Source organism: Cryobacterium sp. TMB3-10 (assembly GCF_004402305.1).
Taxonomy (GTDB): domain Bacteria; phylum Actinomycetota; class Actinomycetes; order Actinomycetales; family Microbacteriaceae; genus Cryobacterium; species Cryobacterium zongtaii.
Window position 1 is genome coordinate 676,220 of record NZ_SOGH01000020.1, and the last position, 18,736, is coordinate 694,955.

The 18,736-nt window shown below is 70.0% G+C and carries 15 protein-coding genes; 3 read left to right on the forward strand and 12 right to left on the reverse strand.

Translation table 11 applies throughout. The annotated features are described in order from the left end of the window. The first annotated feature begins 43 nt into the window (after window positions 1-43). A complete protein-coding gene (locus tag E3T22_RS11290) occupies window positions 44-634 on the forward strand; it encodes a TIGR03086 family metal-binding protein (RefSeq protein WP_240632192.1) in 591 nt (196 codons plus the stop codon). Window positions 635-748: 114 nt separating this feature from the next. Here E3T22_RS11290 and E3T22_RS11295 read toward each other — a convergent pair whose 3' ends face one another. From E3T22_RS11295 to E3T22_RS11345, 11 genes are all read right to left on the reverse strand, one after another. Continuing rightward, window positions 749-1,858 carry a VIT1/CCC1 transporter family protein gene (locus E3T22_RS11295; protein WP_198414989.1) on the reverse strand — a complete coding sequence of 370 codons (1,110 nt, stop codon included), beginning with the start codon at window positions 1,856-1,858 and terminating at the stop codon, window positions 749-751. Beyond that, on the reverse strand, window positions 1,855-2,166 hold the full coding sequence (locus E3T22_RS11300; RefSeq protein WP_088456435.1) for a hypothetical protein: 312 nt from the start codon (window positions 2,164-2,166) through the stop codon (window positions 1,855-1,857). The genes E3T22_RS11295 and E3T22_RS11300 overlap by 4 nt, the downstream gene beginning before the upstream one ends. Further along, window positions 2,166-3,701, reverse strand: coding sequence for an Asp-tRNA(Asn)/Glu-tRNA(Gln) amidotransferase subunit GatB (gene gatB / locus E3T22_RS11305; RefSeq protein ID WP_088456436.1), 1,536 nt, complete (start codon window positions 3,699-3,701; stop codon window positions 2,166-2,168). Before gatB ends, E3T22_RS11300 begins: the two co-directional genes overlap by 1 nt. Beyond that, window positions 3,701-5,248, reverse strand: a complete 1,548-nt coding sequence (gene gatA / locus E3T22_RS11310) for an Asp-tRNA(Asn)/Glu-tRNA(Gln) amidotransferase subunit GatA (protein ID WP_088456437.1) — start codon at window positions 5,246-5,248, stop codon at window positions 3,701-3,703. The genes gatB and gatA overlap by 1 nt, the downstream gene beginning before the upstream one ends. A gap of 4 nt (window positions 5,249-5,252) precedes the next feature. Further along, window positions 5,253-5,549, reverse strand: coding sequence for an Asp-tRNA(Asn)/Glu-tRNA(Gln) amidotransferase subunit GatC (gene gatC / locus E3T22_RS11315; protein ID WP_088456438.1), 297 nt, complete (start codon window positions 5,547-5,549; stop codon window positions 5,253-5,255). 36 nt (window positions 5,550-5,585) lie between these two features. Beyond that, window positions 5,586-7,034, reverse strand: coding sequence for an alpha/beta hydrolase (locus E3T22_RS11320; protein WP_088456439.1), 1,449 nt, complete (start codon window positions 7,032-7,034; stop codon window positions 5,586-5,588). A gap of 245 nt (window positions 7,035-7,279) precedes the next feature. Continuing rightward, window positions 7,280-7,510, reverse strand: a complete 231-nt coding sequence (locus E3T22_RS11325; protein WP_088456440.1) for a hypothetical protein — start codon at window positions 7,508-7,510, stop codon at window positions 7,280-7,282. A gap of 67 nt (window positions 7,511-7,577) precedes the next feature. Further along, window positions 7,578-8,582, reverse strand: coding sequence for an NAD-dependent epimerase/dehydratase family protein (locus tag E3T22_RS11330; protein ID WP_134480138.1), 1,005 nt, complete (start codon window positions 8,580-8,582; stop codon window positions 7,578-7,580). Window positions 8,583-8,669: 87 nt separating this feature from the next. After that, a complete protein-coding gene (ligA, locus tag E3T22_RS11335; RefSeq protein ID WP_088456442.1) occupies window positions 8,670-10,991 on the reverse strand; it encodes an NAD-dependent DNA ligase LigA in 2,322 nt (773 codons plus the stop codon). Then, the gene (mnmA, locus tag E3T22_RS11340; RefSeq protein ID WP_198414987.1) at window positions 10,984-12,180 is read right to left on the reverse strand and encodes a tRNA 2-thiouridine(34) synthase MnmA; all 1,197 of its coding nucleotides are present in this window, start codon (window positions 12,178-12,180) and stop codon (window positions 10,984-10,986) included. Before mnmA ends, ligA begins: the two co-directional genes overlap by 8 nt. A 3-nt stretch (window positions 12,181-12,183) precedes the next feature. Continuing rightward, a complete protein-coding gene (locus tag E3T22_RS11345; protein WP_103479581.1) occupies window positions 12,184-13,407 on the reverse strand; it encodes a cysteine desulfurase family protein in 1,224 nt (407 codons plus the stop codon). 89 nt (window positions 13,408-13,496) lie between these two features. Here E3T22_RS11345 and glgX point away from each other — a divergent pair, with 89 nt between their 5' ends. Together glgX and ybaK are read left to right on the forward strand one after the other, a co-directional pair. Then, window positions 13,497-15,554: a glycogen debranching protein GlgX gene (gene glgX / locus E3T22_RS11350; RefSeq protein WP_088456445.1), complete on the forward strand. Its 2,058-nt coding sequence runs from the start codon at window positions 13,497-13,499 to the stop codon at window positions 15,552-15,554. Window positions 15,555-15,585: 31 nt separating this feature from the next. Beyond that, window positions 15,586-16,041 carry a Cys-tRNA(Pro) deacylase gene (gene ybaK / locus E3T22_RS11355; protein WP_134480140.1) on the forward strand — a complete coding sequence of 152 codons (456 nt, stop codon included), beginning with the start codon at window positions 15,586-15,588 and terminating at the stop codon, window positions 16,039-16,041. A 22-nt stretch (window positions 16,042-16,063) separates the two neighbouring features. On the opposite strand, the gene glgP is transcribed toward ybaK, so the two are convergent. After that, window positions 16,064-18,652, reverse strand: coding sequence for an alpha-glucan family phosphorylase (glgP, locus tag E3T22_RS11360; RefSeq protein ID WP_134480142.1), 2,589 nt, complete (start codon window positions 18,650-18,652; stop codon window positions 16,064-16,066). Window positions 18,653-18,736: the final 84 nt, after the last annotated feature.

Below are 18,736 nucleotides of genomic sequence, written 5' to 3' on the forward strand. Positions count from 1 at the left end.
AAGTGAGCCCACTGTGCTTGAAAAGACTCTGTCCGAAAAAACTGTGCTTGACACCACCTCCGCCAGCGCAGCTCCGTCGATCGACTGGTACACCCTGCAGAAACAGGCGCACCGTGAATTCGGCCGGCGCATCGCAGCCGTGGACGATTGGAACGCTCCGACGCCCGACAAGGAGTGGACCGTCGGTGATCTGGTGCGCCACGTCGTTCGGGAGCAGCAGTGGATCCCGCCGCTGCTGGCCGGGCTGACCCTGGACCAGGCCCGGCGCCGCGTCGACCCGCTCGGGGACGACCTCGTTGCCGAATGGCACACGCACTCCTCACTGGCCACCGCGGCGTGGCAGGCGGCGTCTGCGGATGCGTCGGTGCAACTCTCCTACGACACCGTCACGGTGCTGGACTACCTGCGCGAGCAGGTCTCCGACGTGACGATTCACTCCTGGGACCTGGCCAGGGCGACGGCGGCCGACGAGACCCTGGACCCGGCTCTGATCGAGGCGGTCTGGACGGTGTTCGAGCCGCAGCGGGATGCGCTGGAGGCCAGTGGCCTGTTCGATTCCCCGGTGCCGATGCCCGAGGACGCTCCGCTGCAGTCCCGGCTGCTGGCCCTCACCGGCCGCGACGACCGCCGCTGACCGCCGCCGCCGCGTCCGCCCGCGCCGATCAACTGTTGCTCGTTCGGACAAGTGCGCCCGGCACACCGGGACCATTTGTCCGCACCGGCAACAGTTGCGGCGCTAGGCCGGGCGCTAGGCGACGGTGGTGCCGAAGAGCAGTCCGAGCAGGTAGGTGACCCCGGCGGCTCCGAAGCCGATCACAAGCTGACGCAGCGCACGCTTCAGCGGCGGACCGCCGGAGAGCAGTCCGACGACTGCGCCGGTGGCCAGCAGCGCGAGGCCCACGAGGACCGCGGCGACGATGATCGCAGCGACGCCCTGCATGCCGAACAGGTAGGGCAGCACCGGCAGCAGGGCCCCGGAGGCGAAGAAGCAGAAGCTGGAGATCGCGGCGCCCATGCCGGTGCCGATGGCTTCGTGCTCGTCGACAAGTGCGGCGGTGGAGCCGTCGAGCCGGCTCACGTCGAGCGCACCGGTGGCGACCGCCACGGTGCGCAGCACCTCACGGGCGTGTACCTCGGCGTCTTCGGGCGTCATGCCCTGGGCACGGTACACGAGGGTCAGTTCGTTGGCGGCCTCGTCCAGGTGTGAGAGCACGCTGCGCGTGGCCGGGTTCGGGGTGGATGCCTCGAGAAGCTCGCGTTGGGAACGCACCGACACGTACTCCCCCGCACCCATCGACAGGGCTCCGGCCAGCAGGCCGGCGATGCCGGTGAAGAGGATGGTGGCGGTGGGCACCCCGGTCGCCCCGATGCCCAGCACCAGGGCGAGGTTGCTCACCAGACCGTCGTTGACGCCGAAGACCGCGGCCCTGAAGGTGCCGGACAGCCGCTGGCGGCCGCGGGCGGCCAGGCCTCGAACGACTTCCTCGTGGATACGCTCGTCTGCGGCCATGGCGCTGGTGGCATCGGCGTCCCCGTCGTAGGGCGACCGTGCCTCGGCGCGTTGGGCGAGCGCGAGCACGAAGACGGAACCGAACCTGCGGGCCAGCAGGCCAAGCACCCGGGTGCGCAGCGCACCCTTCCGGGGCGCTCCGACCCGCTCGCCGAGCAGGTGGCGCCAGTGCGCTTCGTGCCGGCCCTCTGCCTCGGCGAGGGCCAGGAGGATGTCGCGTTCCTCGCCGGAACGCCGACCGGCCAGATCACGGTAGACGGCGGCCTCGGCCTGTTCATCGGCCAGATACCGCCGCCACCGACGGATGTCGGCCTCGGCGGGCTGGTTGAGGTCGGCCACGGCGATCACGACTCCGGAGCTGCCTCGAGCGAACCCTGCGACACCCGGGCCGACTCGTGCGGGCCGGTGCCGTCGAGACCGTAGAACGGTTCCTCGAAGTGCACCACCCACACCGCTTCCTTGCCCACGACGGGTGCATAAAGCGCCGAGCCGACGAGCTCGCCTGGCGCGGTGATGACCCCGATCGGGTCCTCCACCATCGAGTCGGGGTAGCGGCTGCGGTCAAGCCGCACCACCACCTGCATGCCGACGCCGAACACCGCGGCCGCCCCGTCGGCTGACGGGGCGTCCGCGGGCCGGCGGCTCCAGAGCGCCATTACTCCACCGACTCCGAAGGTGCAGACTCCACCGGAGCGCTGCCGGCGCGTTCGAGCACCAGTTCGCGCACCCTGGCGGCATCCGCCTGGCCGCGCATGGCCTTCATGACCGCGCCGATGACGGCGCCGGCGGCCTGCACCTTGCCGTCGCGGATCTTCGCGAGCACGTCGGGCTGCCCGGCGAGGGCCTCGTCGATGGCCGCAATCAGCGGCCCGTCGTCGCTGACGACGGCCAGTCCACGGCTGGCGACGACCTCGCTGGGGGTGCCCTCGCCGGCGATGACGCCCTCGAGCACCTGGCGGGCCAGGCGGTCGGTGAGGGTGCCGTCGGTGATCAGCTCGATCAGCGCGGCCACCTGGGCCGGGGTCACGAGGCTCTCGGCAGTCACGCCGGCGGCGTTGGCCAGACGGGCAATCTCGCCGGTCCACCACTTGCGGGCGGACTGAGCGGGCGCGCCGGCGGCGATGGTGGCCTCCAGAACGTCGAGGAGGTCGGAGTTGACCACATCCTGGAACTCGAGGTTCACAAAACCCCAGTCCGCCTGCAGCCGCTTGCGGCGGGCCGCGGGGGGCTCGGGCAGCGTGGCGCGCAACTCTTCGACCCAGGCACGCGACGGGGCGACGGGCACCAGGTCGGGCTCGGGGAAGTACCTGTAGTCGTCCGCGTCGCTCTTGGGCCGGCCGGCGGAGGTCACCCCGGTGTCCTCGTGCCAGTGCCGGGTCTCCTGGGTGATGGTGCCGCCGGCGTGCAGCAGCGCGGCCTGGCGCTGGATCTCGTAGCGCACGGCGCGTTCGACGCTGCGCAGTGAGTTGACGTTCTTGGTCTCGGTGCGGGTGCCCAGGATGTTCGAGCCGCGCGGGCGCAGGGACACATTCGCGTCGCAGCGCACGTTACCCTCTTCCATCCGGGCGTTCGAGACGCCGAGCGCCTTGACGATCTCGCGGATGGCGGCGACGTAGGTCTTGCCGATCTCGGGCGAGTCGGCTTCGCCACCCTCGATCATCTGGGTGACGATCTCCACCAGTGGCACGCCGCCGCGGTTGTAGTCGACCAGTGAATAGTCGGCGCCCTGGATGCGTCCTGCCGCGCCACCCATGTGGGTGAGCTTGCCTGCGTCGTCCTCCATGTGCGCGCGCTCGATGTCCACGGTCACCTGGCGGCCGCTCTCCAGCTCGATGGTGAGCTGGCCGTTGAAGGCGATCGGCTCGTCGTACTGGGAGGTCTGGAAGTTCTTGGCGGTGTCGGGGTAGAAGTAGTTCTTGCGGGCGAACCGGCTGGTTTCGGCGATCTCGCAGCCCAGGGCCAGGCCCAGGCGGATGGAGGACTCGATGGCCTGGCGGTTCACCTGCGGCAGCCCGCCGGGCAGGCCCAGGCAGGTGGGGCAGGTGTTGGTGTTGGCACCGGAACCGAATTCGTTGGCGCAGCCGCAGAACATCTTGGTCTTGGTGTTGAGTTCGACGTGCACCTCGAAGCCGAGCACCGGCTCGAACAGCTCGAGGGCCTTGTCGTAGTCCATCAATTCGGCTTTCGCCATCAGACGGCTCCCCCTTCGGTTGCGAACATTTCGATGTTGGCCAGAGCGGGTGCCTGGCTGAGCAGGGTGTGCCCCCAGTGTGCCTCGAGCAGCTGCTCGACGGCGGCGCCGAAGGTGTACAGACGGGCATCCGCCCGGGCGGGCGCCATCACCTGCAGACCCACCGGGAGGCCGTCTTCGGGCGCGAGGCCCATCGGCAGGCTCATGCCGGGGATGCCGGCGAGGTTGGCCGGGATGGTGGTGATGTCGTTGAGGTACATCGCCATCGGGTCTTCGGTCTTCTCGCCGAACTTGAACGCCGTGGTCGGCGCCGTGGGAGAGACGAGCAGGTCGACCTTGTCGAACGCGGCGGCGAAGTCGCGCTGGATCAGCGTGCGCACCTTCTGGGCGCTGCCGTAGTAAGCGTCGTAGTAGCCGGCGCTGAGGGCGTAGGTGCCCAGGATGATGCGGCGTTTGACCTCGTCGCCGAAGCCGGCGTCGCGGGTGGCGGCCATGACGCGCTCGCTGGTGAGCGGGCCGTCCTCCGGGTTGACCCGGATGCCGAAGCGCACCGAGTCGAAGCGGGCCAGGTTGCTGGAGGCTTCGGCGGGCAGGATCAGGTAGTAGGCGGAGACCGCGTACTCGAAGTTCGGGGCGCTCACCTCGCTGACGATGGCGCCGGCCGCGGACAGCAGGGCCAGGGTCTCCTCGAAACGCTGCTTGACACCGGCCTGGAAACCCGCACCGTTGAGTTCCTTGATCACGCCGATCCGCACCCCCTTGAGGGCACCGTCGGCCAGCCCGGCCTGGGCCGCGGCGGCCATCGACGGCCACGCATCCGTCAGCGATGTCGAGTCGAGCGGGTCGTGCCCGCCGATCACATCGTGCAGCAGCGCGGCGTCGAGCACCGTGCGGGTGACCGGGCCGACCTGGTCGAGCGAGGAGGCCAGCGCGATCGCGCCGTAGCGGGACACGCCGCCGTAGGTGGGCTTGACGCCGACGGAACCGGTGACGGCGGCGGGCTGACGGATGGATCCGCCGGTGTCGCTGCCGAGCGCCAACGGTGCCTCGAACGCGGCGACGGCGGCCGCGGAGCCACCGCCGGAGCCGCCGGGGATGCGGTCAAGGTCCCACGGGTTGTGGGTGGGGCCGTAGGCGGAGTGTTCGGTGGAGGAGCCCATCGCGAACTCGTCCATGTTGGTCTTGCCCAGCGGGATGAGGTCGGCGTCGCGGATGCGCCGAACCACGGTGGCGTCGTACGGCGGGATCCACCCCTGAAGGATCTTCGACCCGGAGGTGGTGGGCATGTCGTGCGTGGCGAGCACGTCCTTGATGGCGATCGGAACGCCGGCCAGCGGGCCGAGCTTCTCGCCGGCGGCGCGACGGGCGTCGACCCTCGCGGCGGTGGCCAGGGCGGCGTCGCGGGCCACGTGCAGGAACGCGTGCACATCGGGCTCGACGGCGTCGATGTGGTCGAGGTGGGCGCGCGTGACGTCGACGGAGCTGACCGAGCCGTCGGCGAGCAGACCGGCCAGGGCGGCGGCGGTCTGGTTGATAAGACTGGTCACGTTGTTACTCCTCGTCCAGGATGGCGGGCACGCGGAATTTGTCGCCGGCACGGTCGGGGGCGCCGGACAGGGCCTGGTCGACGGTGAGCGACGGCACGACGACGTCGTCACGGAACACATTCGTCAGCGGCATCGGGTGGCTGGTCGCCGGGACGTCGGGCGTCGCGACCTCGGCGACCCTGGCGACAGAGTCGACGATCTGGCCGAGTTCGACCGTGAGGCGATCGATTTCTGCCGAGCTGAGGTCGATCCGGGCGAGGTTGGCCAGATGCGCAACCTGCTCGGCCGTGATTTCAGACATGAAACTCCCAAGAAAATCGAAGCGGAAGCTCCAATTCTATTCGTCGTCGTCGGTTGCCAGGTCCGCGTTGTCGGTGCCGATCAGCGCCATGTTGTGCAGGGACTCGCTTCCGGGCCTGAAATAGTCGTTGTGGCCGAGGGATCCGCCGAGCCAGGCGCCGGTGACGGTGTCGGTCGCCCCGTCCACGCCGAGTGCCCTGGCACCGTACGAGGAGGCGCCGGGATCGCTACCGAAGAACGCCGAGCTGACCGCCGGGTCCCAGTCCGCCTTGCCGACGAAGACGTTCCCGTTGGCGACCTCGAGCTTGTCGGCGGACTGGATTTCGCTACCCGGTGAACCGACCACGACGAGGGCGTCCACCTGCACGGAGCCGTTGGCCAGCGCCATGAGCGAGACGGTCGAACCATAGGAATGCGCGAACACCGAGATGAAGGGCTGGTCCGCTCCCCTGCTGGCGCGCACGCCGGCCCACGAGGTCTCGAGGAAGGCGGCGCCGGCCACCGCACGGTCACGCCAGCCGACGGAGAACACGTCGGGCGCCTCGTAGCCGATCCAGGCGATCGTGGCCACGGTCTTCGCTGTGGTCGCCGCGGCATCCGGGTACCCCGAGACAAGCCGGCTGCCGGTGGCGGATGCCGGGGTGACGGACGCTGTGCCGGGTGCGGTTGTGGTGGCGGCCGGCGCCTTCTTGCGTGCGGCCAGGACCGCACGCTGCTCGCGGTAGACGTCGTCGGCCACGGTGGTCCAGTTGACCATCGCGGGCTCGACCCGGTAGTTCATTCCCGGTACCAGGTAGCCGATGTAGTCGGCGGTGTCCGGGTTGCCCAGGGCGATCGCCGCCCGCCCCGACCCGTTGGGGTCGAGCAGGATCAGGCTGCGTTTGGGCCCGCCGTCGCTGGGTTTCAGGGCCAGTTGGACCTGGCTGAGCACGGCAACCCGGCCGCTGGCCAGGGAGCGTTCGGCATCTGACGAGTGGCCGGCGAGGACCCGCTTGGCCTCGGCGAGGGATTCACTGAGGTATCGCTCGTTCGCGCGACTGCGCTGCGCCAGCGGCACGCCGTCGAGGTTGCCGACCAGCCGCGGGGTCGCCGTGGTGAGGGTGGCCCGCTGGGTGGAGTCGAGCAGCGTCCACCAGGCCGACACCACCGTGGCTTCGGGCGGAGTCGCCAGCACCGAGTCGACGCGGGTGGGGTAATCGGCCACGAAGCTCCTCAACTCCGCGACGGCGAGCTGGGACATACCGACGAGCAGATTCGACCCCGTCATGGTGCGGAGGGAGGCCACGTCGATGTCGATGGCAGCGGCCGACTGCACCTCGAGCTCAGCCGAGGCCTGCGAGGCGCCCGCATCGCTCTGACGGTCCGCGACCCGGGCCGAAACGGTCTCGTAGACGCTGACCTGCGAGGATTCGGGCATCAGGACGGGCCCGCCCACCCCGACGAGGGCGAGCGAGGCAGTCAGCAGTGCAGCGGCCTCGAATAGCACGACGCGTCCCGTCCCCTCCCGAACGAATGAACAGCAAACAGACTCGACGCCCCTGGCAAGTCATGCGCTCTCAGCTTACCGAGCCGCGGGCGCTGCCACTGCCCCTCGTTCAGGGCGATCGGACACTTTTTGGCGCAATTCGGCGGCTGCGTTTCGGGCGGGTTTCCGGCGGGGGAACATCCGGCCACGGTGAGGTGAATTTTCGGGGCTCAGAGCGCCTCGGCGGCGCAGCAGACTGGAGGGGCTCAGAGGATGACGCTGCCCACCACCAACGTCCCGATGACCACGATCACACCGATCAGCAGCCCCGTCGCGCGGCCGATCCGTCGGCGGCTGACGGTTCCCTTGCGCCAGGATGATCGGGACACCCGGTCCAGGTTCGGGAACAGCGCCTGGAACGGTGGCTCGCCGGGCTGGAGGAGCTCAGGCACCGTGGGTTCCTCGGTCGGACGGTCATCATCCTTGATGGGGGTCATGGCCGCAGCTTAGTGCCGGCGCCGGTTCCGGCCGCCTGGTGCGGGCGGCCGGGCGGGCGCGGGGGCATCAGCCGGCGGCGCGGGCGGCGAGCAGGGCCACCTCGTCGGCGTCGGACAGTCCCGCCCGGCGCGGGCCCTGCGGCACCCTGAGGCGCTCCCAGCGCAGCGTGTCAGCGAGGGTCTCGGCGAGCGGGCGGGTGACCAGTCCGGCGGCGCGGGCGGCACCGCTGTCTCGGGCATTGAACCCGGCGTAGTCCGGCAGGGGCAACCACAGCGGCAGGGACCGTGGCCCCGACCACGGCCCGACCTCGTGATCCAGTAGCCATCGGGCATCCGCGCCCACGACCGGGCCGGTGTGTCCGGCCACGCTCCTCGCCACGGCCAGGTGTTCGGCCAGCGCCACGGTCTCCCCCGTCGCGTTGAACACCCCGGCTGTGCGGTCCTCGGCGGCGTCGACGATCCATTCCGCCAGGTCGCGCACGTCGATCACCTGAACCAGCAGCCCCGGAACGTCGGGCACGAGCACACTCCCGTCGGCACCGGCGGGCTCCCTGAACCGCAGTGGCCAGTACCCGCTGCGGTCGGAGACGTCGCCGGGTCCGCCGATCAGACCCGACCGCACGATGAGCAACCTGTCGGCGCCGAACCCCGCAAGGAGCCGGTCCTCGCAGGCGACCTTCGCCTCGCCGTAGGTCTCCATCGACTCCATCACGTCACCGCTCTGCGCACCGACACGCTCAGCGCTCTCGTCCTGGCCCGGCACGGCGGTGTCGGCGTAGACGTTTCCCGACGATACGAAGGTGTACGCGGCGGCCCGGTCGCCCAGCGCCGCCACGGCCGAGGCGACCTGCCCGGGCTGCCGCGACACATCCACGACCACATCCCAGTCTTCGGCCGCCACCTCCGCGTACGCCCCGGCCTGGTCGCGGTCGCCCCGCACGAAGCGGATGCCGGCCGGGGCGTTCCCGGATTCGCCCCTGGCCAGGCAGGTGACCTTGTGACCGTGGTGCATCGCGGCCGTCGCGATGGTGCTGCCGAGCCAGGCCGTTCCGCCGAGAATGAGGAATCGCATGCGGCCAGCTAACCCAACCAGCGCTCCCCCCGGCAAGAGAGTTTCGCTCTGGGCACAGCGGAACGACGAGCGACCGCCGGCGGGAGCCTAGTCGGTGTCGCGGCCGGGCTCGGCCGCGGCGACCGACTCCGGTTCGGCACCGCTCTCGGCCGGGGCATCCGCCGGGGCGGCGTCTGGCAGGCCGGCCGGGCCGTGTTCGAGCAGCAGCCGGAACTGGTCGGCGTCGATGATGCGCACGCCCAGGGCTTCGGCCTTGGCCAGTTTGGAGCCGGCGCCGGGGCCGGCGGCCACGTAGTCGGTCTTCTTCGACACGCTGGAGGCGTTCTTGCCGCCGGCGGCGATGATCGCCTCCGACGCGCCCTCGCGGGTGAAGCCCTCCAGCGAGCCCGTCGCCACGACGGTCAGCCCGGTGAGCACTCCACCGGCCGCCGCAGCGGCACCGGGGCCCGGGTGCCCCGGCGTGGCGAACTGCACCCCGGCCGCTGCCCATCGCTCCACGATGTCGCGGTGCCAGTCCACCTCGAACCAGTCGATCACGGCGTCGGCGATGATGCCGCCCACTCCGTCGACCTCGGCCAGCTCGTCGCGCGACGCCGAACGGATGGCGTCGAGAGAGCCGAAGTGGTTCGCCAGGGCCCGTGCGGCCACCGGCCCGACGTGACGGATGTTGAGTGAGACCAGGATGCGCCAGAGCGGCTTGGTCTTGGCCAGTTCGATCTCGGCGATGAGCTTCACGGCGTTGGACGACGGTTGCGGGCCGTCCAGACCCGCCTTCTTCTCGGCTGCGGACGGGTTCCGCCGGAACGGGGTGCGCTGACGCACGGTGCCGTCCTCGTCCTCGCGGGGCAGGCCGGTCTCGGGGTCCCGCACGACCACGCTGATCGGCAACAGATCCTCGATGGTGAGATCGAAAAGGCCGGCCTCGGTGTCCAACGGCGGCGTTTCGGGAACCGTGGGCTGGGTCAGCGCCGCCGCGGTCACCTCGCCGAGCACCTCGATGTCGAGGGCACCCCGCGAGCCGATGTGCTCGACCCGGCCGCAGACCTGGGCCGGGCAGCTCCGCGCGTTCGGGCAGCGCAGGTCGATGTCGCCGTCCTTGGCGGCCTTCAGCCCAGTGCCGCAGACCGGGCAGTCTGCTGGCATCACGAATTCGCGTTCGGTGCCGTCGCGCAGCTCCACGACCGGCCCGAGGACCTCGGGGATCACGTCGCCGGCCTTCCGCAGCACGACGGTGTCGCCGATCAGCACGCCCTTGGCCCTCACGACATCCTGGTTGTGCAGGGTGGCCTGGCGCACGACGGAACCGGCGACCCTGACGGGTTCCATCACGGCGAACGGGGTGGCCCGGCCGGTGCGGCCCACGCTCACGACGATGTCGAGCAGCTTCGTGTTCACCTGCTCCGGCGGGTACTTGTAGGCGATCGCCCAGCGCGGCGCGCGGTTGGTGGCACCGAGTTCGTCGTGCAGGGCGAGCTCGTCCACCTTGATGACGATGCCGTCGATCTCGTGTTCCACGCTGCCGCGGTGCTCGCCGAAGTACTCGATGAACGCGGATGCCTCTGCCGGCGTCGCGACGACCCTGTAGTGGGTGCTGGTGGGCAGACCCCAGCCGGCGAGCAGGTCGTACACGGCGGACTGCGACTCGGCGCCGGGCTGGGCCCACGCGCCGATGCCGTGCACGAGCATCCGCAGCCGGCCGAGCCTGGCCTTCATCAGGGCAAGCTGGTCGGCGTTCTTGCTCTCGGCCTTCTGCCGGAGCGACCCGCTGGCCGCGTTGCGGGGATTGGCGAACACCCGCTCGCCCGCGGCGCTCTGCGCGGCATTGAGCTCCCGGAACGCTTCGACGGGGAAGAAGACCTCTCCGCGTACCTCCATCAGCGGCGGATGCCCGGTGCCGCTCAGCCGGGCGGGAATTCCGGGCACCAGGGCGATATTCTCGGTGACGTCTTCGCCGACCACGCCGTCGCCGCGGGTGGCGGCGCTGACGAGCACCCCCCTCTCGTAGCGGAGGTTGATGGCCAGGCCGTCGATCTTGAGTTCGCAGAGGTAGTGCACGGCCCGGTTGGCGCTCACCTGCACCTTGGCCGCCCAGGCCTCGAACTCCTCGATGGAGAACACGTTGTCGAGGCTGAGCATCCGCTCGGCGTGCTGCACCGGGTCGAACAGGGTGGTCTCGGCGCGGCCGCCGACGGTCTGGGTGGGGCTGTCCTGGCTGGCGAGTTCGGGGAAGAGCCGTTCGAGTTCTTCGAGGCGATGGATCAGGCCGTCGTAGTCGGCGTCGGAGACGATGACCTGGTTGCGCTCGTAGTAGGCGTCGCGGGCCTCGAGGATGCGCGTGGTCAGGCTGGCGGCCTCCTCGCCGGCGGCGGCCAGCGCGGCCGCCGGTGACGCTCCCGTCGCGTCAGGCATTGATCGTCGCGGAGTCGGCGGGAACCGGGCCTGCAACGTTGTCGCTTTTGACCGGAACGGCACTGATCGTGCGGTCGATCGTGCACTGCCCGAGCACCCGGGTACCCACATAGACCACAGCGGTCTGGCCCGGCGCCACGCCGGTCAGCGGCTCGGTCGGCAGGATGCGCAGCTCGGTGTGCGCCTCGACCGGCGGCGTCGCGGAGGGGTCGGCGGGCACGCAGATGACCTGGGCCACGGCGGGCTCCGGGTCGGCGTGCGCACGGATCTGCACGTCGCAGGCGAATTCGATCTCGGGGTGCTCCGGGGGCAGTCCGGCCCAGGTGTACTGGGTGCCGGCGATCTCCTTGATCGCCAGGGCCTCCTTGGGGCCCACGACCACGGTGTTGGACACCGGGCGTACCTCGAGCACGAAGCGGGGCTTGCCGTCGGCGGCGGGGGTGCCGATCGAGAGGCCCTTGCGCTGTCCCACGGTGAACGCCACGGCGCCCTCGTGCTGCCCGAGCTTGTTGCCCTCGCGGTCCAGGATGTCGCCGGTTTCCGGGGCGACCCGCTCGCCGAGCCAACCGCGGGTGTCACCGTCGGGGATGAAGCAGATGTCGTAGGAGTCGGGCTTGTTCGCCACCGAGAATCCGCGTTCGGCGGCCTCTGCGCGCACCTCGGCCTTGGACGGCGTGTCGCCCAGAGGGAACATCGAGTGCGCGAGCTGCTCCTTGGTGAGCACGCCCAGCACGTAGGACTGGTCCTTGGCCCAGGCGCTGGCCCGGTGCAGTTCCCGGTTGCCGTCGGCATCCGTCACGATCGAGGCGTAGTGGCCGGTGCAGACGGCGTCGAACCCGAGTGCCAGGGCCTTCTCGAGGAGGGCGGCGAACTTGATCTTCTCGTTGCAGCGCATGCACGGGTTGGGGGTGCGTCCGGCGGCGTACTCGGCGATGAAGTCGTCGACGACGTCGAGCTTGAACCGCTCGGAGAAGTCCCACACGTAATACGGGATGCCGATGATGTTCGCGGCCCGTTGGGCGTCCATCGAGTCCTCGACGGTGCAGCAGCCGCGGCTGCCGGTGCGGAGCGTGCCGGGCATGCGCGACAGGGCCAGGTGCACCCCGACCACCTCGTGCCCTGCCTCGACCGCGCGGGCTGCGGCCACGGCGGAATCCACCCCACCGCTCATTGCTGCCAGAATCTTCACTGGTTAAGTGTACGCACGCGGCGCCGAGTCGGCCATTCCCGCGCCGATCGCCTGCGCCCAGGCCACCGGCAGCGCCGTCAGCAAGGCGTCGACGTCGGCCTGGGTCGAGGTGCGGCCCAGCGTGATCCGCAGGGCGCTGCGGGCCTCGGCCTCGCTACGGCCCATGGCACGCAGCACGTGCGATGGCTCCGGGATGCCGGCCTGGCAGGCGGATCCCGTGGAGACCGACACCCCGGCGACGTCGAGCAGGAACAGGAGCGAGTCGCCTTCGCAGCCGGGGAAGGTGAAGTGGGCGTTGCCGGGCAGACGCCCGGCTGTGCCCGAATCTGCGGAGTCGGGGTCGCCGTTGTAGACGGCGGAGGGCACCGCGGCGCGAACGCCGGCGATCACACTGTCGCGCAGCACTCGCAGGCGCCGGTTCTCGGCGTCGAGGTCGGCGGTCATGGCTGTCGCCGCGACCGCGAACGACACCGCCGCCGCCACGTCCTGGGTGCCGCTGCGTACCTGGCGCTGTTGGCCGCCGCCGTGGATCAGCGGCACCACGGTGATCGTGCGGGACAGCACCAGGGCGCCGATGCCGACGGGGCCGCCGATCTTGTGCGCCGAGACGCTCAGCGCCGACACTCCGGTGGCGTGCAGGGCAGCGAAGTCGATGGGCACGTGACCGTAGGCGGAGATGGCGTCCACGTGCACCGGGATGCCGTGTGCCGCGGCGAGCGCCGCGACGTCTTCGACGGGCTGCAGGGTGCCCACCTCGTTGTTGGCGGCCAGCAGGGTCACCAGGGCCACATCCTCGGGGTCCTCAGCGATGGCCGCGGCGAGGGCGGCGAGGTCGATGCGGCCCAGCGTGTCCAGCGGGATCCACTGGACCGTCGCACCCTCCTGCTGGGCGAGCCATTCCACGGTGTCGACGGTGGCGTGGTGCTCTCCGCCGGGCACGAGGATCCGGGTGCGGGGCGCCCGGGCCCAGTACAGGCCCTTGATGGCCAGGTTCACCGATTCGGTGCCGCTGCCGGTGAAGACGATCTCGATGGGGTCGGAGTGCACGCTCGCGGCGACCCGTTCGCGGGCCTCCTCGAGCATCCGTTTGGCGTTCTGGCCCTGGCTGTGGATGGACGCCGGATTGCCGACGACAGCCATCGCCTCCGCGTACGCGGTGATGGCGGCCGGCAGCATCGGTGCCGTCGCGGCGTGGTCGAGATACGCGTGGTCAAAATGCACCGACATGTGCTCGCCTCCTGGCTGGTTCGGGTCCCGTGGATGGGCCGGTGCGGGCTGGTCTTTATACACCGTCCGCACTGATTACTCTAGATCTCATGACTTCAGCAGACACCCTCCGCAATCTGGGCGTCCGCGCTACGAGCAATGGCGGGGAACTCCGCGTCTGGTCCGAACACGCCGAGGCCATCGAACTGTGCATCTTCGACCACACCGACCCCAACTGGATCGTGCGCACCGTACCCATGGTGCGCGACGCCCACAACGTCTGGGTCGGCCGTAGCCGCACCCTCACCGCGGGCCGCCGCTACGGCATCCGGGTCTCCGGTCCAGCCGGTCCCACGCACTCGTTCCACCCCGAGAAGACCCTGATCGACCCGTACGCCCGGGGTCTGGCCCGGGTGGGACCCGACCAATGGCAGTCCACCATGGTCGACGACGCCTTCGACTGGGCCGGAGCCGTCAAGCCCAACACGCCGATGGATCACACCGTGGTCTACGAGGCGCACGTCCGGGGCCTGAGCAAGCTCAGCCCGGCCATGCCCGTTGAACTCCGCGGCACCTACGCCGGACTGGCACACGAGAGCACCATCGCGTACCTCAAGAACCTCGGGGTGACCGCCGTTGAACTGCTGCCGGTGCAGTCGTTCGTCTCCGAACAGCGCCTGATCAAGCAGGGCCTGTCGAACTACTGGGGCTACAACACCCTCAACTTCTTCACCCCTCACGCCGACTACGCCACGCAGGCCTCCCAGTCCGAGGGGCCGGAGGCGGTGCTGCGCGAGTTCAAGGGCATGGTCAAACTGCTGCACGAGGCCGGCCTCGAGGTCATCCTCGACGTCGTGTACAACCACACCGCCGAGGAGGGCCCGGCCGGACCGGTCACGAGCCTGCGGGGCATCGACAACGCCACCTACTACCGGCAGAACGCCAAGGGTCATTACATCGACGTCACCGGCTGCGGCAACACGGTCAACTTCGGCCACGACGTGCCGATGCGACTGGTGCTGGACTCTCTGCGGTACTGGGCCAACGAGGTGCAGATCGACGGGTTCAGGTTCGACCTGGCCGCGACCCTCGCACGCGACGAGAACGTGCACTACACGCCGGACCACCCTCTGCTCACCGCCATCCGCGACGACCCGGAACTGGCCGGGGTGAAGCTCATCGCGGAACCGTGGGACGTGGGCATGGGCGGCTGGCAGACCGGCAACTTCCCGACCGGCTGGTCGGAGTGGAACGACCGGTACCGCGACCGGATGCGGTCCTTCTGGCTCACCGACGTCGCCGCCGTGCGCAACCACTCGACCTCAGACAGCGGCATCGGCCGGTTCGCCTCCCGTCTGGCCGGGTCGGCCAACACCTTCTCGCTGGAGCGCGGCCCGGTCGCCTCGCTGAACTTCATCACCGCCCACGACGGTTTCACCATGGCGGACCTCACCGCGTACAACGTGAAGCACAACGTCGGCAACGGTGAGGCGAACCGGGACGGCACCGACGGGAACAACTCGTTCAACCACGGTGTCGAGGGGCCCACTCGCGATGTCACGGTGTTGCGTACCCGTCGGCGGGCGATGCGCAACCTGCTCGGCACCCTGTTGCTCTCCGCGGGTGTGCCGATGCTCACCGCCGGGGACGAGTTCGGTCGCAGCCAACGCGGAAACAACAACGCCTACTGCCACGACAGCGAGCTCACCTGGCTGGACTGGAACTTCGACGACTGGCAGCAGGACCTGCACCGGATCACCCGGCAGTTGCTTGCCCTGCGCCGGGAGAACCCGGCCCTGCGCCCCGTGAGGTTCGGCCGGCCGGGCCAGACCACCCCCAGCGCCAGCCAGATGGACTGGTACAACGCCGCCGGAGCCTCGATGTCGGAGGCCGATTGGAACTCCCCCCAGGAACGCACCCTGCAGTACCTCGCGGCCAGCACCCCCGAGCACGAGGCGTTCAACCGCATCCTCCTGATCGTTCACGGCCTGGAGTCGCCCACCGAGGTGACCCTGCCCATCCACTCCGGGGTCTCCAGCTACACGGTGCTCTGGGACTCCAGTCACGACGACATCCGCGAGGTGCAGAGTTCGCACATGCCGGGCGCCCGCCTCACCATGGGGGGTACCTCGATGCTGCTGTTGCGGGCCGAGGAAGCCCGGGCATGACCAAGCCGGATGCCGCGGCACACCCGCCACTGTGGCGCTGCTGCACGCCGGCATCCGGTTCACCGCCCACCACTACCCGCATGATGCGGCGGTGGCCGGCTACGGCCTCGAGGCGGCGGACAAGCTCGGGCTGGATCCCGACCAGGTGTTCAAGACCCTCTTGGCGGACGCCGACGGTGCCCTCGTCGTGGCGATCGTGCCCGTCTCCGGTCAGCTGGACCTCAAGGCCCTCGCCGCGGCGGTCGGCGCGAAGAAAGCCGTCATGGCCGACCCCAAGGTGGCCGAGCGCAAAACGGGCTACGTCGTGGGCGGCATCAGCCCGATCGGACAGAAGACCCGGCTGACGACGGTGCTCGACGAGACGGCCGAGCTCTTCGACTCGGTCTTCGTCTCCGGCGGCCGCCGCGGCTTCGACCTCGAGCTCTCCCCCGCCGACCTCGTCTCCGTCACCGCCGCCGTCGTGGCCGCGATCGGCCGGGACCGCTGACGACGCCGGCCCGCGGGCGAGGTCAGCCGGCGACGGCCACCAGCCCCATCTCGGCCGCGCTGATCAGCAGGTCGTTCCGCGGCACGACCCTGACGGTGTAGCCGAAGCCGCCGGACCTGTCGAGTTCGACGGTTCCGGTGAACAGGGTGGGCGCGCCGGGCGTCACGATTTCGGTCGCGTCCTGCCCCAGCACGTCGTTGATCGGCTCGAGGGCCTGGGTGCTGACGTCGGTGAGGTCGTCACCGCCGGTGCTCCTGCCGTAGACGACCTGCACCGTCACGTCCTCGGGTGCGAGGCCGTTCAACTGCACGTGCGCGCGCAGGCGCAGTTCATCGCCCACCTGCGGCACCGGGGCGACGCCACCGGACTCCACGTGCTCGACGGCCACGCCGGGCCAGGCTCCCCCGATGCGGGCCTTCCATTCCGCGAGTTCGCGGGCCGCCCGGAAGTTGTTGGCCGAGAGCCGCGCCTCGGAGACACCGGCGGGGCGGTAGAGCTTCTCCACGTATTCGCGCACCATCCGGCCGGCGTTCAACTCGGGCGAGAGCCCGGCCAGGGTCTGGCGGATGTTGGCGACCCAGCGTTCGGGCACGCCATCGGCGTTGCGCTCGTAGAACGGCGGCGCCACCTGGTGTTCGATGAGCTCGTACAGGGCGTCGGCCTCGAGGCGGTCGCGCTCGGCGGAGTTGGTGCTCGCGTCGGCAGAGGGAATGGCCCAGCCGTTCTGACCGTCGAAGTACTCCGGCCACCAGCCGTCGAGGATGGACAGGTTGAGGGCGCCGTTCAGGGCCGCCTTCATGCCGGAGGTGCCGCAGGCCTCGAGCGGGCGCAGCGGATTGTTCAGCCACACGTCGGTGCCCGGGTACATCAGCTGAGCCATACCGATGTTGTAGTCGGGCAGGAACGCGATGCGGGTGCGCAGCTCAGGATCGGCGGCAAACTGCACGATCCGCTGGATCAGCCGCTTGCCCTCCTCGTCGGCGGGGTGCGACTTGCCGGCGATGACGATCTGCACGGGGTGCTCGGGGTGCAGCAGCAGGGCGCGCAGCCGCTCGGGATCGTGCAGCATCAGGGTGAGCCGCTTGTAGGTGGGCACCCGACGGGCGAAGCCGATGGTGAGCACGTTGGGGTCGAAGACCTGGTTGATCCACGCCGGCACCAGACCGCCGGGGTTCTGCACCAGCCAGGCCGCGCCGATGCGGCGACGGGCGTCCTCGACGAACTGGCGGCGCATATCGCCGCGCACCTCCCAGAGGTCCTGGTCGCTCACCGCGGGCGATGCCCAGTCGGCCGTGGAGGTGTCGGTGGTACCGAGCCGATTCGCGGCGAGGGCCTTCAGCGCCGGGTCCGTCCAGGTGGGGGCGTGCACCCCGTTGGTGATCGAGGTGATCGGCACCTCGCTGGCGTCGAAGCCCGGCCAGAGGCCGCTGAACATGCGCCGGCTCACCTCGCCGTGCAGCTTCGAGACGCCGTTGGCGTGCTGTCCGAGCCGCAGGCCCATGATGGCCATGTTGAAGACATCCGGCGCCCCGCCCGGGTAGCTCTCGGCGCCCAGACCCAGCAGGTCGTCCACGGCCACACCGGGCAGCAGGTCGGTCTCGAAGTAGCGGCGCACGAGGGAGGTTTCGAACCTGTCGATTCCGGCAGCCACCGGGGTGTGCGTGGTGAAAACGGTGCCGGCACGGGCTACCTGTAACGCCTCGGCGAAGCTCAGACCCTCACCGATGAGGCTGGAGATGCGTTCCAAGCCGAGGAATCCGGCGTGTCCCTCGTTGGTGTGGAACACCTCGGGCTCGTCGCGGCCGTTGAGGTGGCTCCACAGGCGCACGGCACGGGCCCCGCCGATGCCGAGCAGCAGTTCCTGCAGCAGCCGGTGTTCGCCGCCGCCGCCATAGAGCCTGTCGGTCACCTGGCGCAGTTCGTCGGTGTTCTCCGGGATATCGGTGTCCAGCATCAGCAGCCGGATGCGGCCGACCCTGGCCTCCCACACGCGAGCGTGCAGGGTTCGGTCGTCCGGCAGGGCGAGGGACACCTGCACCGGCGAACCGTCCGCCCGGCGCAGCACCGACAGGGGCAGACCGTCGGGGTCCAGCAGCGGGTAGCTCTCCAGCTGCCAACCGTCGCTCGAGATCGCCTGGCTGAAGTAGCCGGCCTTGTAGAACAGGCCAACGCCGACGAGTGGAACACCGAGGTCCGAGGCGCTCTTGAGGTGGTCCCCGGCCAGGATACCCAGGCCGCCGGAGTACTGCGGCAGCGCCGCCGCGATGCCGAACTCGGGCGAGAAGTACGCGATCGACGCCGGCTTCGCCCCCTCGAGGCCCTGATACCAGCGCGGTTCGTTGAGATAGGCGCGCAGGTCGTCGCGCACCAGGTTGACGCCGGCGACGTAGTCGTGGTCCAGGGCGAGTTCCGCCAGCCGGGCCGGGTCGACGGCGCCGAGCAGGGCGACGGGGTCGGTGCCGATGCTGCGCCACAGCTCCGGGGCGATGTGCTCGAAGAGCTGCCGGGTGGGCTCGTGCCAGGACCAGCGCAAGTTGCCGGCCAGCTCATCGAGCGCGGCAAGCGACTCTGGCAGGACTGCACGGACGGTAAATTTACGGATCGCCTTCACGAACCTTACTTTAGGGGCGCAACGTGTCCACCGGGTAACAGGTGTGCGCGCGTGTGACCACCGATTCGGCCCCCGTTCGCGCTA

Coding starts and splice junctions, on each gene's coding strand:
- ligA (WP_088456442.1), bottom strand. CDS start 10,991: ATGCCTGACGCGACGGGAGCGTCACCGGCGGCCGCGCTGGCCGCCGCC.
- E3T22_RS11330 (WP_134480138.1), bottom strand. CDS start 8,582: ATGCGATTCCTCATTCTCGGCGGAACGGCCTGGCTCGGCAGCACCATC.
- glgX (WP_088456445.1), top strand. CDS start 13,497: ATGACTTCAGCAGACACCCTCCGCAATCTGGGCGTCCGCGCTACGAGC.
- gatC (WP_088456438.1), bottom strand. CDS start 5,549: ATGTCTGAAATCACGGCCGAGCAGGTTGCGCATCTGGCCAACCTCGCC.
- E3T22_RS11345 (WP_103479581.1), bottom strand. CDS start 13,407: ATGTCGGTGCATTTTGACCACGCGTATCTCGACCACGCCGCGACGGCA.
- E3T22_RS11300 (WP_088456435.1), bottom strand. CDS start 2,166: ATGGCGCTCTGGAGCCGCCGGCCCGCGGACGCCCCGTCAGCCGACGGG.
- gatB (WP_088456436.1), bottom strand. CDS start 3,701: ATGGCGAAAGCCGAATTGATGGACTACGACAAGGCCCTCGAGCTGTTC.
- E3T22_RS11325 (WP_088456440.1), bottom strand. CDS start 7,510: ATGACCCCCATCAAGGATGATGACCGTCCGACCGAGGAACCCACGGTG.